Genomic DNA, 21,973 nt, shown 5'->3' on the forward strand with positions numbered 1-21,973 from the left:
CAGACGAGAGGGAGCGCCGTGACAGCGAGGGAAGCCGGGGACCTGACCGACGACCGCGTACTCCTCGGCCGCACGAGCACGGCGGAGCGGGTCGCGGACATCCTCCGCACCCGGGTCGCCGAGGGCTACTTCCCGCCCGGCACCCGGCTCTCCGAGGAGGGCATCGGCGGCGCGCTCGGTGTGTCCCGCAACACCCTGCGGGAGGCCTTCCGGCTCCTCACCCACGAGCGGCTGCTCGTCCACGAGCTCAACCGCGGGGTCTTCGTCCGGGTCCTGGCCGTCGACGACGTCGACGACATCTACCGCACCCGGAGGCTCGTCGAGTGCGCCGTCGTCCGCGGCCTCGGCCAGCCCCCGTACGCCCTCGGCCCGCTCGCCGCGGCCGTGGTGGCGGGCGAGGCAGCCACCCGCGCGGGCGACTGGCCGGGCGTCTCCACGGCCAACATCCACTTCCACCGGGAACTCGTCGCCCTCGCGGGCAGCGCCCGTACCGACGAGCTGATGCGGGGCGTGCTGGCCGAGCTCCGTCTCGCCTTCCACGTCGTCGACGACCCGCGCGTGCTGCACGAGCCGTATCTGGCGCGGAACCGCGAGATCCTCGACGCCCTGCGCGCGGGCGAGCGGACCACGGCCGAGCGGCTCCTCGTCCGCTACCTCGACGACTCCCGCACCCGGGTCGCCGCCGCGTACGCGAGGGCCGTCGACGCCCCGGCGGGCCCGGCGGACTGACCGCCCCGGGGCTCCGGCCGCGGCCGGTCGCATCTGCGCCGTTTCGACCGTTGTCAGTTCGAGGACCTAATCTGTCCACCGTGACTTCGCCTGCCTCGACGGACCTCGCTCCGCCCCAGCTCAGCGCGGGGCCGCGGCCCGCGCAGGGTCCGGCCGCCGACGAAGGGCTCGCGCGGCGCCTCCGCGCGCTCGCGTGCACCGCCCCGTTGCACGACCTCGACGCGCGCAAGGCGAACCTGGCGGGTGAGTACACGGTCTACGCGATGGCCGAGGTCGCCCTCTCGGCGATCGACCTCATCACGCTGAACATGGACTTCGACACCGGCGCCGACCACGAGCAGATCGTCGCCCGCCTGCTGCCCCGCGTCGCCGCCCAGGCGCCCACCCGCCCCGCCGCCGAGCACGAGCGCGTGGCCCGCTGGGTCCTGGAGAACCTGATCAACGTCGGCAGCGTCGACCGGGGCTTCCGCGCCGTCTACGGCACCTTCGGCACCGACGGCGTGTATGTCCGCAGGGACTACGACTTCAAGCTCATCGAGGAGGTCCCGGGATACGGCGGCGGTGTCTACCTCCGGACCACCGACGAGGCGGTCAACGTCCTCGTCGGCGCCCTCGACACCGACGTCACCAGCGCCCAGATCGCCGCCGAGGTGAAGCTGGAGGTCCTCATCAACCGGGGCCGCCTGGCCGACGCCCAGCTCGCCGCCGAGCAGGCGCGGTACCGGACCGTGCAGTACGCCGAGACCCTCCGCAAGACCCTGGAGGCCACCCGGCGCAACGTGCGCGCGGTGGACTGGCTCCAGACGGTGCCCGACATGATCGCCGAGGCGCTCGACCACGTCGCCGACCGCTACCGCCACGAGAACGCGATCCTCACCAACATCCGCAAGGCCCGCGACGAGGCCGAGGCCACGTCCGACGCGAAGACGGCCGAGCACAAGCGGCGCGCCGCCGAGCTCGTCGACATAGTGAAGGACTGCATCCGGCGCCACACCCAGCTCCAGTCCCGCCTCCTGGACGCCGGGCCCCTCTTCCGCGCCGAGCAGGACCGGCAGGCCTTCGCCGCGCCCACGTCGTACACCGGCCTCGACCTGTACGGGCAGCTCGTGGCGCCGACCCTGCCGCTCCCCGTCGAGCAGGCGGCGCGGGTCACCGACGCGTTCTTCGCGCGCGGCACCGGTCTGCGCACCCCGGCGTCCGTCCGGCTCGGCGACCTCGTCGACCTGCTTCTGACCCCGCCGGTGGAGCGCGAGCACCTCGGCGCCGAGATGCCCGAACCCGACCTCATCGCCACCCCCGACGACTCCCGCTTCAGCGAGGAGCAGCTCGCGAGCGCCCTGCGGCTGCTGGACCTGGAGCACGACGCCCCGCGGCGCCTCTCCGGTCTGCTGGCCGAGGCCCGCGAGCTCGACGCCGACCTGCCGTATCTCGTGGCGCTCCTCGCCGTCCACGCGGCGAGCCCCCCGGTCGGCACGGCCTACCGGCAGGGCGAGGAGCGCCTCCTCTTCGCCGTCGACGACGGCACCCCCCTCGACGACCCGGAGTTCGGCGGCGCCGACCTCATCGTCGGTACGGCGCTGCTCGACGCCGCGGGCATGGCCGCCGGACGCACGGAGGCCTCGTGACCCTCGTCCCGCCCGTCCCCGCGCCTGCGCCTGCCGCCGCCGGCCTTCCCGTCCCTCCGCCGCGACCGCCCGACACGGAACCCGGCGCGGAGCGCGAGCAGACGTCGGCTGCCGCCCCGGAGCCCGGTGCTGCCCTGGAGCCCGCTGCCACTCCGGGGCCCGCTCCCGAGCCGGTCGGCCCCGCGCCCACCGCCACCCCCGGCCCCCGCCTCCGCCACGTCCGGACCGGCCCCCCGGCCGGCGCACCGGGCGAGAGGGACGACCAGCCGCCGCGGGTCCCCGGCACGCCGCCCCGCTTCGGAGTCGTGGCGGTGCCCCGGCCGTCCCGCACGACGTCCGACCGGCGCGGCGGCACGCCGTCCGTGCGTCCCGTACGCCTCACGGACATCACGGCCGATCCCGTCGGCCCGCCCGGTGCCGTCGAGCGCCCCGCCGCCGTCACCCCGGTCCCGTTGCCCGTACCCCGCCCCGCCGTCCACGACGGACAGGACGCGCCCGCAGGACCGGACGTACCTGCCGGACCAGACGCAACCGGAGGCCCCGCAACCCCTGCCGAACCGGGCACGCCCGTCGGCCCCGCAACCCCCGCCGGACCGGACACACCCGTCGGCCCCGCAGTTCCCGCCGTCCCCCCACCGACCGAGAGCCGTACCGAGGAGCCCCAGCCGTGAGCGAAACCCACGCCGAGTACGCCGACGCGTGGGGCGAGCAGGAGCCCCCGCAGCCCCCGGCCGCCTCCCCGGGCGGCGCCGCCGCCGCGCCCGCCGTCACCCCCGCCGACGCATCCGACGCGGCCCGCCTCGTCTCCTTCGGGCTGCAGCCCAAGCTGCTCCCCGCCCGTGACGCCGAGTACGCGGAGCTGCTCCGCCGCTACCGCGAGGACCCCGCATTCGCGCGCCTCGCCGACGCGGTCGCGACCGGTCTCGGGCTCATCGTCCTGGAGGTCTCCCCGCGCGCGGGGATGGCCGTCACCGCCGGCGAGGACTCCGTCTTCGCGGTCCGCATGGGCGACTACGCGCGGCGCGCCTCCACCGACTCGGCCGACCGCTTCCTGCACGGCCTGGCCCATCTCGCCGTCGCCGCCATGGCCTTCCCCCGCCCCGAGGACCTCGCCGACGACGCGTACATCGGCCGGCTCACCGTCAACGGCGTCGACGCGTTCGTACGCCAGGCGTGTCTGCGTCTGGAGCAGCGCGCCGAGGAGCAGGGCGAGAACACCGACCCGGCGTCCGACGCCCCGGGCCTGGAGGCCGCCTGGCGGATCTACGCCCGCCGCAGCGCCACCGGCGCCACCAAGGACGCCCGCCGTCTCGCCGGGTCCACCACCGGCATCGTCGGCAAGGCGGCCGCCTTCCTCACCGACTCCGGCTTCCTCCAGCGCACCGGCGACGAGGGCGGCGGTTCCTACCGCACCACCGCCCGCTACCAGCTCCAGGTCCGCGACATGGCCGGGTCCGCCGCCATGGCCGAGCTCCTCGAACTCGGCGTCGTCCCGGTCAGCGACGGGTCCGCCACCCTCCTGCCGCCGCCCGCGGGCGACGACCTGGAGATCGCGGCCGACGCGGGCCTGCCCTTCCACGCGCCACCGTCGGTGTAGCCGCCCCGCGCGTCCGCCGGCGCGTCCGCCCGCCCCGCGAAACCGTTCTTCCCGAGCACGAGAGCACGAGAGTCCCTCGCCATGTACGAGCTGTCCCGGGTCCGCCTCTACTCCATCGGTCCCGCCGGTGCGCGCTACGCCGACACCGTCCTGGACCTGCGGGGGGTCGGCGCGCCCGTGCCCCATCCCGCCCCCACCCAGGCGGAGTTCTTCGAAGAGGAGCCGGTCGGCCCGCCGCGCCGGCCCGCCCCCGCGGGCGTGCTCTTCCTGGAGAACGGCGGTGGCAAGTCCGTCCTCCTCAAGCTGATCTTCTCGGTCATGCTCCCCGGACACCGCAACACCCTGGGCGGCGCGAGCTCCGGCGTGCTCCGCAAGTTCCTCCTCGCCGACGACTGCGGGCACGTGGCCCTGGAGTGGCAGCACACCCTCACCGGTGAACTGGTCGTGGTCGGCAAGGCCAGCGAGTGGCGCGGCCGGCAGGTCTCCTCCGACCCGCGGAAGTTCGCCGAGGCCTGGTACTCCTTCCGTCCCGGCCCCGGGCTCAGCCTGGACAACCTCCCCGTCGCCGAGGCGACGTCCGTCCGCGCGCCCGTCGAGGGCGCCTCCGGCGCGACCGGCCGCCGCCGCACCATGAAGGGCTTCCGCGACGCGATCACGGAGGCGGGCAAGGCGTACCCGCACCTGGAGGTCTCCTGGGAGGAGATCCACGACCGCTGGAACGAGCACCTCGGCGAGCTCGGGCTCGACCCGGAACTCTTCCGCTACCAGCGCGAGATGAACGCCGACGAGGGCGAGGCGGCCGGTCTCTTCGCGGTCAAGAAGGACTCCGACTTCACCGACCTGCTGCTGCGGGCCGTCACCGACACCCGGGACACCGACGGTCTCGCCGACCTCGTCGGAGGCTTCGGCAACAAGCTGGGCCGCCGCGCGGAGCTCACCGCCGAGCGCGATTTCACGGCCGGTTCCGTCGACCTCCTCAACCGGATCGTCGGGGCCGCCGCGACCCGCTCCACCGCGCGCGACATCCACACGGCCGCCGAGCGCCGCACCCGTACCCTGGCCCGCCGGCTCTCCGCCCGCGCCGCCGTGGAACGCGCGCGGGGCGCCGAACTCGCCCAGCAGGTCACCTCCGCCGGACACGCCGTCGCCGAGGCCGAGACCGCGCGCGGGCGCGCCGCGCTCATCGCCGCCGAACTCGCCTACCGGCACGCCTCCCTGGCGCTGACCGCCGCCGAGAAGGGCGCCGCGTCCCAGCGCCGCGAGCTCACCGACGCCCGCACCGTGCACTCCGCCTGGCAGGCGGCCGAGGTCGTCCTCCGCCACCGCGCCGCCGGCGACCGTTCCGCGCGCGTGGCCGCCGCCATCCGCGAGGCCGAGCGGGACGCCGCACCGGCCCTCGCGGCGCGTGCCGAGGCCGCCGCCGACCTCGTACGGGCCCTCTCCGCCGCCGCGGAGGAGGGCGAGCGCCACGCGGCCGAGGAGGAGGAGCGCTCCACCGCCCTCCAGGAAGCCGGCGAGACCGCCCACCGCGACGCCACGGCCGCCGCGACCGAGGCCCAGCGGGCCCGCAGCGAGGCCGGTCACCTGCGCCAGCGTCTGGCCGAGGTCGAGCAGGAGACGGCCGAGGCCGTCCGGGCCGGCTGGCTCGACGACACCGCGCCCGACGCCGACCCCGCCCGCGCCGCGCTCGCCGCGAGCGACGCCGAGAAGACGACCGTCGCCGCCTGGGACACCGCGCGCGAAGCAGCCCGCACGGCTGCGGACCGCGCGCGTGAGGCCGCCGGGGCGGAAGCCCGCGCCGAACTCGCCGCGGCCCGCGCCGCGGACGCCGCGGAGGCCGCGGGGAACGCCTACGACGCGGAGCGCCGCGCCGCGGAGCTGCTCGCGGGCGAGGAGCGCCTCGCCGAACTCCTGAGCCTCCCGGCCACCGGCTCGCACCTCCCGGGCAGCGGCTCGCCCCTGCCCGGACAGCGCGCCGCCACTCCCGGCGCCGACCCCGAGGAGGCCGCCGGTACGGACACCGGTGGCCGGCCTCAGGGCCCGCTCACCGTCACCGAGTTCGACCGCTACGCCGACGAACTGCGCGGCATGCTCGACCAGGCCGTCACCTCCGCCGAGCGCCAGCTCTTCGAACTGCGCACCGCCGCGGCCGACGACTCCCGCATCCTCGGCGCCCTCGGCGACGGCGGCCTGCTGCCGCCGGGCCCCGACGTCCTCGCCACCGTCGAGTACCTCGGCGAGCACGGCATCCCCGCCCTCCCCGGCTGGCGCTACCTCGCCCAGGCTGTCGACCCCGCCGACCACGCGCGCGTGCTCGCCGCCCGCCCCGAGCTCGTCGACGGCGTCGTCATCACCGACCCCGTCTCGTACGGCCGTGCCCGCGAGGTCCTCGGCACCGCGGCCCTGCTGCCGCGCTCCGCCGTGGCCGTCGGCACGGCCGCCGCCCTCCTCGCCCCCGTACCGGCCCAGAGCACCGGCGACGACACGGGCGTCTTCCTCGTCCCGCCGAACCCGGCCATGCACGACGAGCACGCGGCCGACGAGGAGCGCCACGCCCTGCGGGCCCGCGCCACCGCCCGCGACGAGGAGATCCGCACCCTCGCCGCCCGCCTCGCCGGCGACCGGTCCCTCGCGGCCCGGATCGGCGCGTGGCGCGCCGACTGCCCGCCCGGGATGCTCGCCGAACTCTCGGCCGTCGCCACCACCGCCCGGGAGACCGCCGAGGCCGCGACCGCCACCCTCGACGAGGCCCGCACCGCGCGCGCGGAGGCCGATGAGACCGCCGCCGAGGCCGCCCAGGTACGGGACGAGCGCCAGGAGGCGGCCCAGCGTGCCCGCCGGGTCGCCGACGCCCTGGCGGGCCTCGCCTTCCGGCTGCGCGAGCGGGCCGCCTGGCAGGCCAAGCTCCGCGAACTCGCCGACGACGCCGCAGAGGCCGAGGCCCGCGCCCAGACCTGTCTGGAACGCGCGCGTGCCGCCGACGAGGACCGCCGCGCGACCCAGCGCTCCGCCGACGACGCCCACCGCACCGCCCGCGCCCTGCGCGCCGAGCGCGCCGAGATCGCCGGTGCCCCCGACACCCTCCCCGAGGGCGACGCGCCCGCGCCCCGCGCCGCGCTGCCCACCCTGCGCGAGGCCTACCGGGCGGCGTCCCAGCTGTACGAGAAGGTCGGCGTCGGCGCCGACCTGCGCGCCGAGCAGGCCCGCGCCGAAGGTGACGAGTCCGCCGCCCTCGCCGAGCTCGACCGGCTGACCAACAAGGTCCGCACCCGCGCCGAGCAGCTCCTGGAGTCCACGGACGGCGCCGACGGGCCGTCCCGGCAGGCCGCCGCCGCCCGCGCCGAGTCCCTCGTGCAGATGCTGGAGACCCGCGCGTCGGAGGCCAGCGAGAAGATCGGCCGGCTGCGCGGCGAGGCCGAGCGCCTCGCCCCCGAGGACGGCGAGGAGCACACCGAGCTGCCCGAGGAGCTCGTCCCCGCCGACGCCGAACGCGCCCAGGCCCTGCTCCGTACCGCCGGCGCCGAACTCGCGTCCCGCACCGACGCCCTGGAGGCGGCCCGCGCCGCCCACACCGGACTGCTCCGGGACCACCGGGCCGCCGAGGACGCGGCGGGCGGCTTCGACGAGACCTCCGCCCTGCTGCGGGACCTGCTCCGCGACCACACCGAGGAGGAGCGCGAGGAGGCCGAGGCGTACCCCGGCAGCCTGGAGGAGGCCCGTACGACGGCCGGCGAGGCGCGCCGCTCGCTGCGCTCCTGCACGGCCGAGCTCTCGGCGGCCGACGCCTCCGTGCGCGAGGCGAGCGACATCCTGGTACGGCACGCCAACTCCACCCGCTACGAGCAGGTCCGCACCCCGGCGCGCCAGCAGATCCGCGAACTGCCGGCGGCCGCGCTGCCCGAGCACGCCGCCAAGTGGGCCGAGGCCTTCGCGCCCCGCCTGCGGGTCCTCACCGACGAGTTGGAGCAGCTGGAGCGCAACCGCGACTCGATCGTCGACCGGCTGCGCGGCCTGGTGGAGTCCTCGCTCGCCACGCTCCGCTCGGCGCAGCGGCTCTCCCGGCTCCCCGAGGGCCTCGGCGAGTGGTCGGGCCAGGAGTTCCTGCGGATCCGCTTCGAGGAGCCCGACCAGGCCACCCTCGCGGAGCGGCTCGGCGAGGTCGTCGACGAGGCGACCCGCGCCGCCGTCAGGAAGAACTCCGACCTGCGCCGCGACGGGATGTCCCTGCTGCTCCGCGGAGTCCAGGCGGCCCTCGAACCCAAGGGCGTCTCCGTCGAGATCCTCAAGCCGGACGCTGTGCTGCGCGCCGAGCGGGTGCCCGTCGGGCAGATGGGCGACGTCTTCTCCGGCGGTCAGCTGCTCACCGCGGCCATCGCCCTGTACTGCACGATGGCGGCGCTCCGCTCCAACGACCGCGGCCGCGACAAGCACCGGCACGCGGGCACGCTGTTCCTGGACAACCCGATCGGCCGCGCCAACGCCACGTACCTGCTGGAGCTCCAGCGGGCCGTGTCGGACGCGCTGGGCGTGCAGCTCCTGTACACGACGGGTCTGTTCGACACGACCGCGCTCGCCGAGTTCCCCCTGGTGATCCGGCTGCGCAACGACGCGGACCTGAGGGCGGGCCTCAAGTACATCAGCGTGGAGGAGCACCTCCGCCCGGGTCTGCCGCAGACCGCGGCGGAGGGCGAGACGATCCACGGCGAGATCACGGCGACGCGGATGTTCCGCCGGCACACGGCGGACGACCCGAGCCACCCGGCGACCCTCTAGTCGGGCCGGTCGGGCCGGTCGAGCCAGTCGGGCCGATCGGGCGAGACCCGCAAGGGACGGCCCGGGGCACAAGCGAGCGGCCCGGCCCCCTCCACAGGGGGCCGGGCCGCTCGTTCACGTTCCGCCGGCTCAGGCCGCCTCGGACAGCGACGCCGTGTCCGCCCGGCTCTCCTCGCGCTTCGCACGGAGCGGCGGACGCGCCGTGCTGCTCGGCTCCGACACCACGCCGTTGCGCTGACGCCACACCTGACGGGTGATCCAGATGTCGAGCACGCTCCAGGTGGCCACGACGGTGGAGACCACCGCGCCGACGGTCACAGGGAACGCCAGCCAAGAGCCCGTCACGGAGCTGAAGAACGCCACGACCGCAAGGACGAGCGTCACCGATGTGATCATCACGGCCCGCACGGCGGCGGTACGCACCGGGTCCGGCATCCGCCGTCGCGCCCGGTCGTCCTCCACCCACAACTGCCGCTCCGACCGCGCCTCGTGTTCCATTGTCCCGTCACTCCCCACAACTGACCGTCTCCAGGAACGGTTGCCCGTCTTGAGCGCCTATACACGGACAGAACCCGCCCCGTACTTATTGACGCACGAGTGAGGGAAAAGGTTTCGTCCGACCAGGGATGAACGTGAGCGGGATGGGACCGGAACGAACAATTCCAGCCATCTCCGCAGGCCGGAGAAATGGCGCATCGTCAGGTGTCCTACGCCACATTGACCAAGTCCAACTCACCGAATAGCAGGACATCTCATGATCAAGACTCACTCGGCAGGCTGAAAATAGCCCGGACATGCCTTCGGGATGGCCGTGATGCAGTAGTAGGCTCACGCCGCCGTTTGTTGAATCTCAAGGTTGACGCCGCGTGTTGACGCCGGACGTCACGAACGTGAAGGACCTCCGTGGCCACGGAGGTCGAGCTGGGGGAGGCCATGCGCTTTCGCGGGAAGTCCATCCGCCGGAAGATCGTGGCGTTGCTGCTCGTCCCCCTCGTCTCCCTGACCTGCCTGTGGGGCTTCGCCACGGTCCTCACCGGACGCGAGGCCGACCAGCTCCTCGACGTCGGCTACATCGTCGACAAGGTCGGCTACCCCCTCGAGGACACCGCCCGCGTCATCCAGCTCGAACGGCGCCAGTCGCTCATCTACCTCGCCGACCCCCGGGGCACCGACGCCCTCGGCTCCCTCAACGAGACCCGCCGGGCCACCGACCGCCAGATCGCCCGCATCCGCGCCAACGCCACCGACCCCGGCGTGCGCGAGGAGATGCGGCCCGTCACCGCCCAGCGGCTCACCTCCCTCCTCCAGGCGCTCGAAGGCATCGCCTCGCTGCGCCGCTCGGTGGAGAAACGTGACATCGGCCGGATGCAGGCCCTCGAGTTCTACAACCGGCTCGTCGACCCCTGCTACAGCTTCCTCGTCACCCTCCACGCCCTCGAGAACGTGGAGATGGACAAGCAGGGCCGCGCCCTCGTCGGCATCACCCGCGCGCGTGAACTGCTCTCCCGCGAGGACGCGCTCGTCCTCTCCTCGCTCGTCGCGGACCGGATCACCGCCCGGGAGATCCGCGCGATATCCGACCTCGTCGCCAACCGCGAGCAGTTCTACGAGGTCAACCTCGAACTCCTGCCCACCGCCGAGCGGCAGCGCTTCGAGAAGTACTGGAGCAGCCCCGCCAGCCAGCCGCTGCGCACCGCCGAGAACGCGATCATCGAGCAGGGCCCCACCGACAGCCCGCGCGCCGTCACCCCCGCCTACTGGCAGGACAACGCCAGCCCCGTCCTCGACGACCTGGCCAGGGAGAACACCGCGGCCGGCGACCGCTACCAGGACCGCGTCCAGCCCGCCGCGTACAGCGTCCTCCTCAAGGTCGGCGTCGCCGGAGTCCTCGGCTTCCTCGCCCTGCTCGCCTCGATCGTCATCTCCGTCCGCATCGGCCGCGACCTCGTGCGCGACCTGCGCCGCCTGCAGAAGGAGGCCCAGGAGGTCTCCGGCGTGCGCCTGCCCAGCGTGATGCGGCGACTCGCCGCGGGCGAACACGTCGACGTCGGCACCGAAGTCCCGCACCTGGGATACGGACAGGACGAGGTCGGCCAGGTCGGCCAGGCCCTCAACACCCTCCAGCGCGCCGCCGTCGAGGCCGCCGTGAAGCAGTCCGAACTCCGGCGCGGCGTCTCCGAGGTGTTCGTCAACCTCGCCCGCCGCAACCAGGTCCTGCTCCACCGCCAGCTCACCCTCCTCGACACCATGGAACGGCGCACCGAGGACACCGACGAGCTCGCCGACCTCTTCCGGCTCGACCACCTCACCACCCGCATGCGGCGGCATGCCGAGGGCCTCGTCATCCTCTCCGGCGCCGCGCCCTCCCGCCAGTGGCGCAAGCCCGTCCAGCTCATGGACGTGGTCCGCGCCGCCGTCGCCGAGGTCGAGGACTACGAACGCATCGAGGTCCGCCGGCTCCCGCGCCTCGGCGTGGGCGGCCCCGCCGTCGCGGACCTCACCCACCTCATCGCCGAACTCCTCGAGAACGCCACGGTGTTCTCCCCGCCGCACACCGCCGTCCAGGTGCTCGGCGAGAGGGTCGCCAACGGCTTCACCCTGGAGATCCACGACCGCGGCCTCGGCATGAACCCCGACGCCCTGCTCGACGCCAACCTCCGGCTCGCCGAGACCCCCGAGTTCGAACTCTCGGACACCGACCGCCTCGGCCTCTTCGTCGTCAGCCGGCTCGCCCAGCGCCAGAACGTCCGTGTCTCGCTGCAGACCTCCCCGTACGGCGGGACCACCGCCGTCGTCTTCATCCCGGCCGCGCTCCTCACCGACGCGCCCGAGACCCAGGGCGCCGGCTTCCGCCTGGACCGCAAGACCCTGGAGCGCACCGGCCCGGCCGACGCCGGGACCGCCGACGACGGCGTCCTGCCCAGCCGGCGCCCGGCCCTCGCCCGGGTCCCGGACGTGACCGAGACACCCGGCCCGCTCGACGGCCCCGTCGAGCTGGAGGGGCCGCTCGGCAGCGAGGAGTACGACGTCCTCCTCGACGGCGCGGCGGACCTCCTCGACACCGACAGCGAACGCGGCGGCCTCTTCCTGCCCCGTCCCCGGCGCCGCTCCGGACGCGCGCCCGCCGGCGAGCAGCACCCGCAGGCCGCGGACCGGACGGACGGCCAGGACGAGGAGGAGAAGCCCGTCGACGCGGGCGCCCTCGGCCCCGTACCGCTGCCGCGCCGGCGCACCCCGACCCTGGTCGTGGACCACGGCCGGCGGCTCGACGAGCCCGACCGCGGCCGCGGCGCGGACGAGCCGGAGCGCGGCCGCGGAGCCGACGCCTCCGACCGGTCCCACACGCTCCCCGAACTGGACCAGCCGCTCAACGGCCGTGCGCACCCCGCCCCCGGTCGCGTGACCGAGGGCCCCGGCGACGCGGACCACCACGCCTACGGAACCGGCCGGGACGAGCGGCCGGTGCCCCCGCGCGGCACCGGCCGGCCGGGGGACCAGCCCGTCCCTCCGCGCGGCACCGGCCGGCAGTACGGTCTGCCCATCGCCCCGCGCGGCACCGGCCCGACCCTCGTCCCCGTACCACCGGAGGGCCCGGTGGCGCCGGCGAGCCCCGAGCCGTTCGGCGGGCTGCCCCGCCGAGTCCGCCAGGCCAGCCTCGCTCCCCAGCTGCGCGCGCACGACGCCCCGGCCGAGCGCGGCACGGGCGGACGTGCCGACGCCGGTACGAGCGGCGGCGCCGCGCCCGCGGACGCCGACCACTTCGAGCGGGACGCCGAGGAGGTACGCGCGCGCATGGCCGCCATGCAGCGCGGCTGGCAGCGCGGGCGAGAGCACAACGCCGACCCTGACGACCCGACAGCACCTGGAACGACACCCGAGGGGGACGGTCGATGACCGCACCGAACGCCGCAGCATCCAGCAGCACCGCCGGCCACGGAAACGGCGAGCTGAACTGGCTCCTCGACGAGCTCGTGCAGCGCGTCGCGTCCATCCGTAAGGCCCTGGTGCTCTCCAGCGACGGCCTCCCCACCGGCGCGTCCCAGGACCTCACCCGGGAGGACGGCGAGCACCTGGCCGCCGTCGCCTCCGGCTTCCACAGCCTCGCCAAGGGCGTCGGACGCCACTTCGAGGCGGGCAAGGTCCGCCAGACCGTCGTCGAGCTCGAGGACGCCTTCCTCTTCGTCACGGCCGCCGGCGACGGCAGCTGCCTGGCCGTGCTCGCCGACGCGGACTCCGACGTCGGCCAGGTCGCCTACGAGATGACGCTGATGGTGAAGCGCGTCGGGGTCCACCTCGGCACGGCGCCCCGGACCGGTCTGCCCGCGGGAGGGTGAGAGGGGACGGCATGAGCGACGCAGCCGAGCGGAACCAGCTGAACCAGGCGAACCGGCCCACGGAGCCGGACCAGAGCGCCGCCCCTGCCCACCACCACTGGTTCGACGACGAGGCCGGGCCCGTGGTCCGTCCGTACGCGATGACCCGGGGCCGGACGAGCGCCGCCACCCGCCACCGCCTCGACCTGATCGCGGTGGTCGTGCCCGAACCCGCCGCCGACGACCCCGGCCGTGACCAGACGCTCTCCCCCGAGCACGTGGAGATCGTCGAACGCTGCTCCGAGCAGCCCCAGTCGATCGCCGAGCTCGCCGCAGGACTCGACCTCCCCGTCGGGGTGGTCCGGGTCCTCGTCGGCGACCTCGTCGAGGACGAACTCGTCCATGTGACCCGCCCCGTTCCGCCGGCCGAGCTGCCGGACGTGAGCATTCTCCGCGAGGTGATCAATGGCCTTCGGGCGCTCTAGCCGCAGGACGCCGTACGTCGAGCCGGTGACCCTGAAGATCCTCGTCGCGGGCGGGTTCGGGGTCGGCAAGACGACGCTGGTCGGCGCGGTCAGCGAGATCCGGCCCCTGCGGACCGAGGAGGTCCTCAGCGAGGCGGGGCGGCCCGTCGACGACCTGCACGGCGTCGAGGCCAAGACGACCACCACGGTCGCCATGGACTTCGGCCGCATCACCCTGCGCGAGGACCTCGTCCTGTACCTGTTCGGCACGCCCGGCCAGGACCGCTTCTGGTTCCTCTGGGACGAGCTGGCGCAGGGCGCGCTCGGCGCGGTCGTCCTGGCGGACACCCGCCGTCTGGAGGACAGCTTCGCGGCGATCGACTACTTCGAGCGGCGCGGCATCCCGTTCACGGTGGCCGTCAACTGCTTCGAGGGCGCCCAGCGGTTCCCCGCGGAGAGCGTGCGCGGGGCGCTGGACCTGGACCCGGAGGTCGAGCTCCTGATGTGCGACGCCCGGGACCGCGAGTCCGTGAAGAACGTCCTCGTCGCCGTCGTCGAGCACGCGCTCGTCCTCGCGGACCGGAGCCACGCGACGGCGGCGCCCTGAGCGGGCAGCCGTCCGCGGAAGCCGCCCCGAGGCGTCTCAGCGCACCGCCACCACTGCGGACCCGTGCCCGAACAGCCCCTGGTTCGCGGTGATGCCGACCCGCGCCCCCGGCACCTGCCGGTCGCCCGCCGTACCCCGCAGCTGCCAGGTCAGCTCGCAGACCTGGGCGATCGCCTGGGCGGGCACGGCTTCCCCGAACGAGGCGAGTCCGCCGCTGGTGTTGACCGGCAGGCGCCCGCCGAGCGCCGTCGCCCCGTCCCGCAGCAGCTTGGCGCCCTCGCCGGCCGCGCACAGCCCGATGTCCTCGTACCACTCCAGCTCCAGGGCGGTGGAGAGGTCGTAGACCTCCGCGAGCGACAGGTCCTCGGGCCCGATCCCCGCCTCCTCGTAGGCGGCGTGCGCGATCGAGGCGCGGAAGGTGCGCGCGGCCGGTGCGACGGCCACCGCCGAGTCGGTCGCGATGTCGGGGAGGTCGAGCACCGCCTTGGGGTACGTGGGGGAGACCGTCGACACGGCCCGGACCCGCACCGGGTCGGGGTGCCCGTGGGTGCGCGCGAACTCCATGCTGGACAGCACGAGCGCGGCGCCCCCGTCGGAGGTGGCGCAGATGTCGAGGAGCCGCAGCGGATCGGCGACGACGGCCGAGGCGGCGACCTGCTCGGCGCTCACGCGCGCGCGGTAGCGGGCGAGCGGGTTGAGCGCGCCGGCCGCCGCGTTCTTCACCTTCACCTGGGCGAAGTCCTCGGGCGTGTCCCCGTACAGGGCCATCCTGCGGCGTGCGTAGAGCGCGAAGTACGCGGGGTTGGTGGCCCCGAGCACCCGGAACCGCAGCCAGTCCGGGTCGTCGGGACGCTCGCCGCCGGCCGGGGCGAGGAAGCCCTTGGGCGTCGCGTCCGCGCCGACGACCAGGACCACGTCCGCGAGCCCGGCGAGGATCTGGGCCCGTGCGGTCCCGATCGCCTGGGCGCCCGAGGCGCAGGCCGCGTACACGCTGGTGACCCTCGCCCCCTGCCACCCGAGGGCCTGCGCGAACGTCGCTCCGGCCACGTACCCCGGGTAGCCGCACCGCATGGTGTTCGCGCCGACGACGGAGCCGACGTCCGACCAGTCCAGGCCGGCGTCGGCGATGGCGGCGCGGGCGGCAGCCGTGCCGTAACTGACGAAGCTCCGCCCCCACTTGCCCCAGGGGTGCATGCCCGCCCCGATGACGGCGATGTCGTTCACGACCGCTCCTCCCGTGCGACGGGACGCCAGTGCCAGGTGGTCCAGATGTGCTCGTCGTCCTCGTCGAGGACGCCGGGCACCACCTCGACCTCCGTCCCGATGGCCAGATCCGCCGTCGTCACCCCCGGCGCGGCCTGCCCGAGGACCACCATCGCCTCAGCCGCCAGCTCGACGGCGACGAGGGTGTACGGCTCCCAGGGCGCGTCCGGATCGGAGACGTACGGGGCGGGCGGACGGTAGCGCCCGTCGGTGTACGACCAGACCCGGCCGCGCGGGGAGAGCGGGAACTCGGCGAGCTCCCCGCCCCCGGGGCAGACCGGGTTGCGGCAGCCGTCGTCCGCCCGGGGGAAGAAGACCGACGTGCAGGCCGTGCAACGGGTTCCGAGCAGCCGGAACTCCGCCTCCGGCACGGTGTCGTCGGTGAACCACCCGGCCACCACCGGTGTGCGTGTCCGTGCCATCGAGGCCTCCCGTGCCTGCCGTGCCCGCCGTCGGACACCATGAGCTGACGAACCGTCAGAAGTGTGGCACGGGAGCCCCGGGGGCGAAAGGCTCAGTGGCCGGCCACCGACCTCCGCGCCACCGGGAAGTCGAAGAACGTGCTCGGGAACGGCTCCGGCTTGAACGTGAAGTGCCACCACTCCTCCGGCAGGTTCACGAAGCCCTGCTCGGCGAGCGCGCTCTTCAGCAGCTGCCGATGGGCCCGCTGCGCGCCCTGGATCCGGGGGTCGTCGGTGTGCGAGAGCGTGTCGAAGCAGTCGTACCCGGTCCCCATGTTCACGGAGTTGTCCGGGAACCGCTCCGCGCGCGGCGCGAAGCACTCTGTCAGCCTCTCGCCCGGCACGTACGCGCGCGTGGGGACGGCCGGCAGCCGCACGATCGTCAGATCCACCGTCGAGCCCCGGCTGTGCCCGGACTTCTCCGCGATGTAACCGTCGGCGAACAACCTCGACTTGTCGACGAGCGGATAGAACTCCGCCTTCATCCGCTCGTCCGCCAGGTCCTTCGCCCAGCGCACGAAGTGGTCGACGGCCCGCTGCGGCCGGTAGCAGTCGTACACCTTCAGCGTGTAGCCGCGGGCCAGGAGCCGCACCTGCGCGCGGTGCAGGGCCTCGGCGGCCGGCCGGGTCAGGATGCACAGCGGCTGCCGGTAGCCGTCCACCGGCTCGCCCACGAAGTTGTGCTCCGTCGAGTAGCGCATCTCCTGAACGATCGTCCGGTCCACCGAGGCGAGGGCCACGAACTCCCGTGGCGCCTTCGGCTCAGGAGCCGCGGACGCCGGGGGAGCGGGGGCGGCGACGGCGCCCGTGACGGCGAGCAGTCCGGCCGCGGCCGCGACGGCGAGGGTACGGAAGGCAGAGGCAAGTCCTGTCATGGGCACACCGTCTACCAGTTCCGGCAGCGCCGGGAAAGGGTGATCGCATACGGTCGGCCCGTGAAGGACTCCCACTGCACGTTCTGCGGCGCCGCCCACCCGGCCGACGCCGGCTGGCCCCGCACCTGCCCGGCCTGCGGCGGCACCGCCTACCGCAACCCGCTGCCCGTCGCCGTCGCCCTGCTCCCCGTCACGGACGGAACGGACACGGGCCTCGTCGTCATCACCCGCACGATCGAACCCGCGCGCGGCGAGGTCGCCCTGCCCGGCGGCTTCATCGACCACGGCGAGGACTGGCGCGCCGCCGTGGCCCGCGAACTGCGGGAGGAGACGGGGATCGCCGCCTCCGCAGAGGAGGTCCGCCTCGCCGACGTGCTGAGCTCCCCTGCGGGCCACCTCCTCGTCTTCGGCCTCCTCCCGCCCCGCCCGGCGAGCGCGCTCCCGCCGTCGGTCCCGACGGACGAGACGAGCGGCCACCACGTGCTCCGCGCCCCGGAGCGACTCGCCTTCCCGCTCCACACGGAGGCGGTACGGAAGTGGTTCGCGGGGGAGTACGGCTGAGCCGGGGCGCGGGGCCCCGCCCCCGCGGGGCGCCTGCGCCGGATCACACCCCCCGCACCCGCACCGGCAGCCCCGCCTCCTCCACCCCGTCGTCCGTCACCCGCTCCACGACCACCCGGCCGTCCACCAGCCGCGACTGGTACCGCTCGATCTCGGCCGTCTCCCAGCCGTCCCCCGTGTCCCGCACCACGAGCCCGCCGCCCGTCCGCCCGGCGGCGGGCGCCCACACCTCGAGGGCCAGGCCGCCGTCGTCGCCCCGCACCGCGAGCACCGCCCCCGCCCGCGCCAGGACCGGCACCCGGGAGAGCGGAGCGTCGAGCAGCACCTGCCCGGGGCCCTCGTACGCCTGCCCCGTCGCCGTGTCGTACCAGCGTCCGCGCGGCAGCCGCACCGCCCGCCGGTCGGCGCCCCCGGTCAGGACCGGCGCCACGAGCAGCGCGTCGCCGAGCAGGAACGCGTCCTCGCAGTCGCGCAGCACCCGGTCCTCGGGCGTCCCCCACCACAGCGGCCGTACGTACGGCGCGCCCGTCATCCGGGCGAGCCGCGCCAGGGTCGTGAAGTACGGCCGCAGCCGCTCCCGTTCGGCCAGTGCCTCGCGCGCGTGCTCCAGGACCTCCGGACCGAACTCCCACGGCTCGCGCCGCCCCGCGCCGATCGCCGCGTGGGTGCGGAACAGCGGCAGCCACGCCCCCAGCTGGTACCAGCGCAGGAACAGCTCCGGCGTGGGACTGCCGTCGAAACCGCCCACGTCGGGCCCCGAGTACGGCACCCCGCACAGCCCGAGCCCCAGGACCAGCGCGAGCGAGGCCCGCAGCCCCGGCCACCCGGTCGACACATCACCCGACCAGGTGCCCCCGTACCGCTGCATCCCCGCCCAGCCGGAGCGCGAGAAGAGGAAGGGCCGCTCGTCCGGCCGCAGCCGGCGCAGCCCCTCGTACCCGGCCCGCGCCATCGTGAGTCCGTACACGTTGTGCGCCTCGCGGTGGTCGCCGCCCCGGCCGTCCAGGTGGTGGCGCGCCGAGCGCGGCAGCGTCGAGTCGCCGAAGGGGGAGAAGGACACCGGCTCGTTCATGTCGTGCCACACCCCGGCGAAGCCCTGCCCGAGCCGCTCCTCGTACAGCTCGCCCCACCACTCCCGTACCGCCGGATCGGTGAAGTCCGGATAGGCGCACTCGCCCGGCCAGACCACCCCGCGCACCTCGTCGCCCCGCGCGTCCCGCACGAAGGCCCCCGCCGCCCGCCCGCTGTCGTAGACCGCGTTCCCCGGCTCGGCCTTCACCGCCGGGTCCACGATCGACACGAGCCGCACGCCCTGCTCCCGCAGCTCCTTCGCGAGCCCCGGCAGATCGGGGAACCGCTCCCGGTCGACGGTGAACACGCGATGCCCGTCGTAGTGGTCGATGTCCAGGTGGACGGCGGACAGCGGCAGCCCCCGCTCCCGGTATCCGGCCACGATCCGCCGCACCTCGCGCTCGCTGCCGAACCCCCAGCGCGCGTGCTGCGCTCCGAGCGCCCAGTCCGGCGGCAGCGCCGGAGCACCCGTGAGCGCCGCCCAGCCGTGGAGCACGCGCGCGGGGGTGCCGACCACCACCCAGCAGCGCAGCGGACCGCCGCCCATCCGGACCTCGCTCGTCCCCGGCCGGTCGTGCCCGGACCCCGCGCCCTCCTCGCCCTCGGCGAGGGTGACCCGGCCGTCCCAGGAGTTGTCGTGGAAGGCCAGGTGCGTCCCCGCGTCCGAGACGACGAACTGCACGGGCATGGTGAGGTAGAGCGGATCGTCCCCGGGGCCGAAGCTCCCCTTCGGGTCGGTGTTCCACAGGCGGTACGCGCCGTCCCGCAGCCGCGGCCCCGCCGACCGGCCGCCGAGACCGAAGAACCGCGCGTCCGCCGGCACCTCGCTGCGCTGCACCCAGCGCACCGCCCCGTCGGACGGAGCGGCGCCGGCCACCGGCCGGCCGCCGCGCCCCGGCTCCGCACCCGGGGCGGCGGCCCGCGCCACCGGCTCCCACCAGCGCGGCGGCAGGTCCCGGCGCAGCATCACCCCGCCCGGCGTCCGGATCTCCACCGCCCCGTGCCGGGACACCGCCACCGTCACCCGCTCCGAGACGATCCGCCAGCCGCCGTCCGTGTCCGGCTCCAGGGACGCCCGCGGATCCGGCTCAGGCGCCTCACCCGCCAGGGCGTACGACGGAAGCGGATCGGCCCCGTCCCACCCCCAGAACACGGTGCCGCCCGACGACACGCGGATCCGCAGCGAGGACCGCGCGAACCGGACGGTCCCCCCGCCGGGCGCGGCCTCCGCACCCGAAGCCGGCCCCGGTACCCGGGCCCGCTCCGCACCCCTCGGCGGCAGCCCCCACGCGTCCGTACGACGCTGCCGCCACGCCGCCCGCACCGTCCGCAGCCCCCGCACCGAGCCGAACACCTTCATTGAACGCACCAGTTCACGACCGTCCATGCAGCTCAGACTGCCACCCGCCCGGGGCGGAACAGGCTCCGTTCAACTGGCGTTCACCCGTGGTGGGAGCACATATTCAACTCCCCGACCATGGGCGGGCAGACCTGGTGCGAAAGACGATCACATGGCATCGTCCTGTCAGCCGCGTCACGCGCACACCCCAGCACGTGCGCGGGACACACGCCGACCCCGCGTACAGCCAGGGAGCCGCCCCAATGACATCAGCGCAGACCGAGCCGCTCTGGCAGCCGGACGAGGAACGCATCGCCACGGCCGCCGTGACCCGCTTCCAGACCTGGGCCGCCGAACACCACGGCGCCCCGGCCGCCGGCGGGTACCCGGCGCTCCACCGCTGGTCCGTCGACGAGCTCGAAGCCTTCTGGCAGGCGGTCGTCGAGTGGTTCGACATCCGCTTCTCCACCCCGTACGAGCGCGTCCTCGGCGACCGCTCGATGCCCGGCGCCGACTGGTTCCCCGGAGCCACCCTCAACTACGCCGAGCACGCCCTGCGCGCCGCCGACGAGCGCCCCCATGCCGCGGCCCTGCTCCATGTGGACGAGACACATGAGCCCGTGCCGGTCACCTGGGCCGAGCTCCGCCGCCAGGTCGGCTCCCTCGCCGCCGAACTCCGCGCCCTCGGCGTACGGCCCGGAGACCGGGTCAGCGGCTACCTGCCCAACGTCCCGCAGTCCGTCGTGGCCCTCCTCGCGACCGCCGCGGTGGGCGGCGTGTGGACCTCGTGCGCCCCCGACTTCGGTGCCCGCAGCGTCCTCGACCGCTTCCAGCAGGTCGAACCCGTCGTCCTCTTCACCGTCGACGGCTACCGGTACGGCGGCAAGGAGCACGACCGCCGCGAGACCGTCGCCGAACTGCGCGCCGAGCTCCCGACGCTCCGCGCCGTCGTCCACATCCCGCTGCTCGGCACCCCGGCCCCCGAGGGCACCCTCGCCTGGTCCGACCTCGTCGCCGGCGACACCGAGCCGGTCTACGAGCAGGTCCCGTTCTCGCACCCGCTGTGGGTCCTGTACTCCTCCGGCACCACCGGCCTGCCGAAGGCGATCGTCCAGTCCCAGGGCGGCATCCTCGTCGAGCACGTCAAGCAGCTGGGCCTGCACTGCGACCTGGGCCCCGAGGACGTGTTCTTCTGGTACACCTCCACCGGCTGGATGATGTGGAACTTCCTCGTCTCCGGCCTGCTCACCGGCACGACCGTCGTCCTGTACGACGGCAGCCCCGGCTACCCCGACACCGCCGCCCAGTGGCGCGTCGCCGAGCGCACCCGCGCCACCCTGTACGGCACCTCCGCCGCGTACGTGATGGCCTGCGCGAAGGCCGACGTGCACCCCGGCCGCGACTTCGACCTGTCGGCGGTGAAGTGCGTCGCCACCACCGGCTCGCCGCTGCCGCCCGACGGCTTCCGCTGGCTCCACGACGAGGTCCGCGAGGACCTCTGGATCGCCTCCGTCAGCGGCGGCACCGACGTGTGCTCCTGCTTCGCGGGCGCCGTCCCCACCCTCCCGGTCCACATCGGCGAACTGCAGGCGGCCGGCCTGGGCACCGACCTCCAGGCCTGGGATCCCTCGGGCAAGCCCGTGATCGGCGAGGTCGGCGAGCTGGTCGTCACCAACCCCATGCCGTCCATGCCGATCCACTTCTGGAACGACCCGGACGGCAGCCGCTACCGCGACAGCTACTTCGAGATGTTCCCGGGCGTCTGGCGCCACGGAGACTGGATCACGATCACCGACCACGGCTCGGTCGTGATCCACGGCCGCTCCGACTCCACCCTGAACCGCCAGGGCGTCCGGATGGGGAGCGCCGACATCTACGAGGCCGTCGAACGCCTCCCTGAGATCCGGGAATCCCTCGTGATCGGCCTGGAGGAGCCCGACGGCGGCTACTGGATGCCGCTCTTCGTCCACCTCGTCGAGGGAGCCACCCTGGACGACGCGCTGATCGACCGCATCAAGCGGACGATCCGCAGCGAGCTCTCCCCGCGCCACGTCCCCGACGAGATCATCGAGGTCCCGGGCGTCCCGCACACGCTCACGGGCAAGCGCATCGAGGTCCCGGTCAAGCGCCTCCTCCAGGGAACCCCCCTGGACAAGGCCGTCAACGCCGGTTCGGTCGACGACCTCGGCCTGCTGCACTTCTACGAGACCCTCGCGGCCTCCCGCCGGGGCTGAGCGCGGGAAGGGGCCCGCCGATCCGACCGGATCGGCGGGCCCCTCCGCCTGCGGCCGGCCC

At 74.8% G+C, this 21,973-nt stretch carries 15 protein-coding genes; 10 read left to right on the forward strand and 5 right to left on the reverse strand.

Annotated features, from left to right (window positions below; translation table 11 throughout):
- Window positions 1-18 precede the first annotated feature (18 nt).
- From AMK27_RS39165 to AMK27_RS39180, 4 genes are all read left to right on the forward strand, one after another.
- Complete coding sequence (locus tag AMK27_RS39165) at window positions 19-729, forward strand: GntR family transcriptional regulator (RefSeq protein WP_073919098.1); 711 nt, start codon at window positions 19-21, stop codon at window positions 727-729.
- A gap of 80 nt (window positions 730-809) precedes the next feature.
- Window positions 810-2,354, forward strand: a complete 1,545-nt coding sequence (locus AMK27_RS39170; RefSeq protein ID WP_073919100.1) for a hypothetical protein — start codon at window positions 810-812, stop codon at window positions 2,352-2,354.
- 667 nt (window positions 2,355-3,021) lie between these two features.
- Entirely contained in the window at window positions 3,022-3,951 is a 930-nt protein-coding gene (locus AMK27_RS39175) for a hypothetical protein (protein ID WP_073919101.1), read from the forward strand.
- 81 nt (window positions 3,952-4,032) lie between these two features.
- The gene (locus AMK27_RS39180; RefSeq protein WP_073919103.1) at window positions 4,033-8,724 is read left to right on the forward strand and encodes a hypothetical protein; all 4,692 of its coding nucleotides are present in this window, start codon (window positions 4,033-4,035) and stop codon (window positions 8,722-8,724) included.
- Window positions 8,725-8,853: 129 nt separating this feature from the next.
- Here the strand turns inward: AMK27_RS39180 and AMK27_RS39185 are convergent, their stop codons facing one another.
- Entirely contained in the window at window positions 8,854-9,222 is a 369-nt protein-coding gene (locus AMK27_RS39185) for a hypothetical protein (RefSeq protein ID WP_241847773.1), read from the reverse strand.
- A gap of 435 nt (window positions 9,223-9,657) precedes the next feature.
- Here AMK27_RS39185 and AMK27_RS39190 point away from each other — a divergent pair, with 435 nt between their 5' ends.
- From AMK27_RS39190 to AMK27_RS39205, 4 genes are read left to right on the forward strand one after another with little or no spacing between them, the layout of a single operon-like run.
- Window positions 9,658-12,618 carry a sensor histidine kinase gene (locus AMK27_RS39190; protein WP_073919137.1) on the forward strand — a complete coding sequence of 987 codons (2,961 nt, stop codon included), beginning with the start codon at window positions 9,658-9,660 and terminating at the stop codon, window positions 12,616-12,618.
- Window positions 12,615-13,058, forward strand: coding sequence for a roadblock/LC7 domain-containing protein (locus tag AMK27_RS39195; protein WP_073919106.1), 444 nt, complete (start codon window positions 12,615-12,617; stop codon window positions 13,056-13,058). Before AMK27_RS39190 ends, AMK27_RS39195 begins: the two co-directional genes overlap by 4 nt.
- 11 nt (window positions 13,059-13,069) lie before the next feature.
- Window positions 13,070-13,522, forward strand: coding sequence for a DUF742 domain-containing protein (locus AMK27_RS39200; RefSeq protein ID WP_073919107.1), 453 nt, complete (start codon window positions 13,070-13,072; stop codon window positions 13,520-13,522).
- Complete coding sequence (locus AMK27_RS39205; protein WP_073919109.1) at window positions 13,503-14,108, forward strand: GTP-binding protein; 606 nt, start codon at window positions 13,503-13,505, stop codon at window positions 14,106-14,108. The genes AMK27_RS39200 and AMK27_RS39205 overlap by 20 nt, the downstream gene beginning before the upstream one ends.
- Window positions 14,109-14,144: 36 nt before the next feature.
- Here the strand turns inward: AMK27_RS39205 and AMK27_RS39210 are convergent, their stop codons facing one another.
- From AMK27_RS39210 to AMK27_RS39220, 3 genes are all read right to left on the reverse strand, one after another.
- Window positions 14,145-15,332, reverse strand: a complete 1,188-nt coding sequence (locus AMK27_RS39210) for a lipid-transfer protein (RefSeq protein ID WP_073919111.1) — start codon at window positions 15,330-15,332, stop codon at window positions 14,145-14,147.
- Window positions 15,329-15,793 (reverse strand): Zn-ribbon domain-containing OB-fold protein, encoded by a 465-nt coding sequence (locus tag AMK27_RS39215; RefSeq protein WP_073919112.1) that lies wholly within the window; start codon window positions 15,791-15,793, stop codon window positions 15,329-15,331. Before AMK27_RS39215 ends, AMK27_RS39210 begins: the two co-directional genes overlap by 4 nt.
- A 92-nt stretch (window positions 15,794-15,885) precedes the next feature.
- Complete coding sequence (locus AMK27_RS39220; RefSeq protein WP_073919115.1) at window positions 15,886-16,707, reverse strand: M15 family metallopeptidase; 822 nt, start codon at window positions 16,705-16,707, stop codon at window positions 15,886-15,888.
- Window positions 16,708-16,746: 39 nt separating this feature from the next.
- Between AMK27_RS39220 and AMK27_RS39225 the strand changes: the two genes are divergently transcribed.
- Window positions 16,747-17,268, forward strand: coding sequence for an NUDIX domain-containing protein (locus AMK27_RS39225; RefSeq protein WP_073919117.1), 522 nt, complete (start codon window positions 16,747-16,749; stop codon window positions 17,266-17,268).
- Window positions 17,269-17,311: 43 nt separating this feature from the next.
- Here AMK27_RS39225 and AMK27_RS39230 read toward each other — a convergent pair whose 3' ends face one another.
- Window positions 17,312-19,726 carry a glycoside hydrolase family 31 protein gene (locus AMK27_RS39230; protein ID WP_073919118.1) on the reverse strand — a complete coding sequence of 805 codons (2,415 nt, stop codon included), beginning with the start codon at window positions 19,724-19,726 and terminating at the stop codon, window positions 17,312-17,314.
- A 215-nt stretch (window positions 19,727-19,941) separates the two neighbouring features.
- Between AMK27_RS39230 and AMK27_RS39235 the strand changes: the two genes are divergently transcribed.
- The gene (locus AMK27_RS39235; RefSeq protein WP_073919120.1) at window positions 19,942-21,912 is read left to right on the forward strand and encodes an acetoacetate--CoA ligase; all 1,971 of its coding nucleotides are present in this window, start codon (window positions 19,942-19,944) and stop codon (window positions 21,910-21,912) included.
- The last annotated feature ends 61 nt before the right edge of the window (window positions 21,913-21,973 follow it).

Source organism: Streptomyces sp. CB02009, from assembly GCF_001905825.1.
GTDB lineage: Bacteria > Actinomycetota > Actinomycetes > Streptomycetales > Streptomycetaceae > Streptomyces.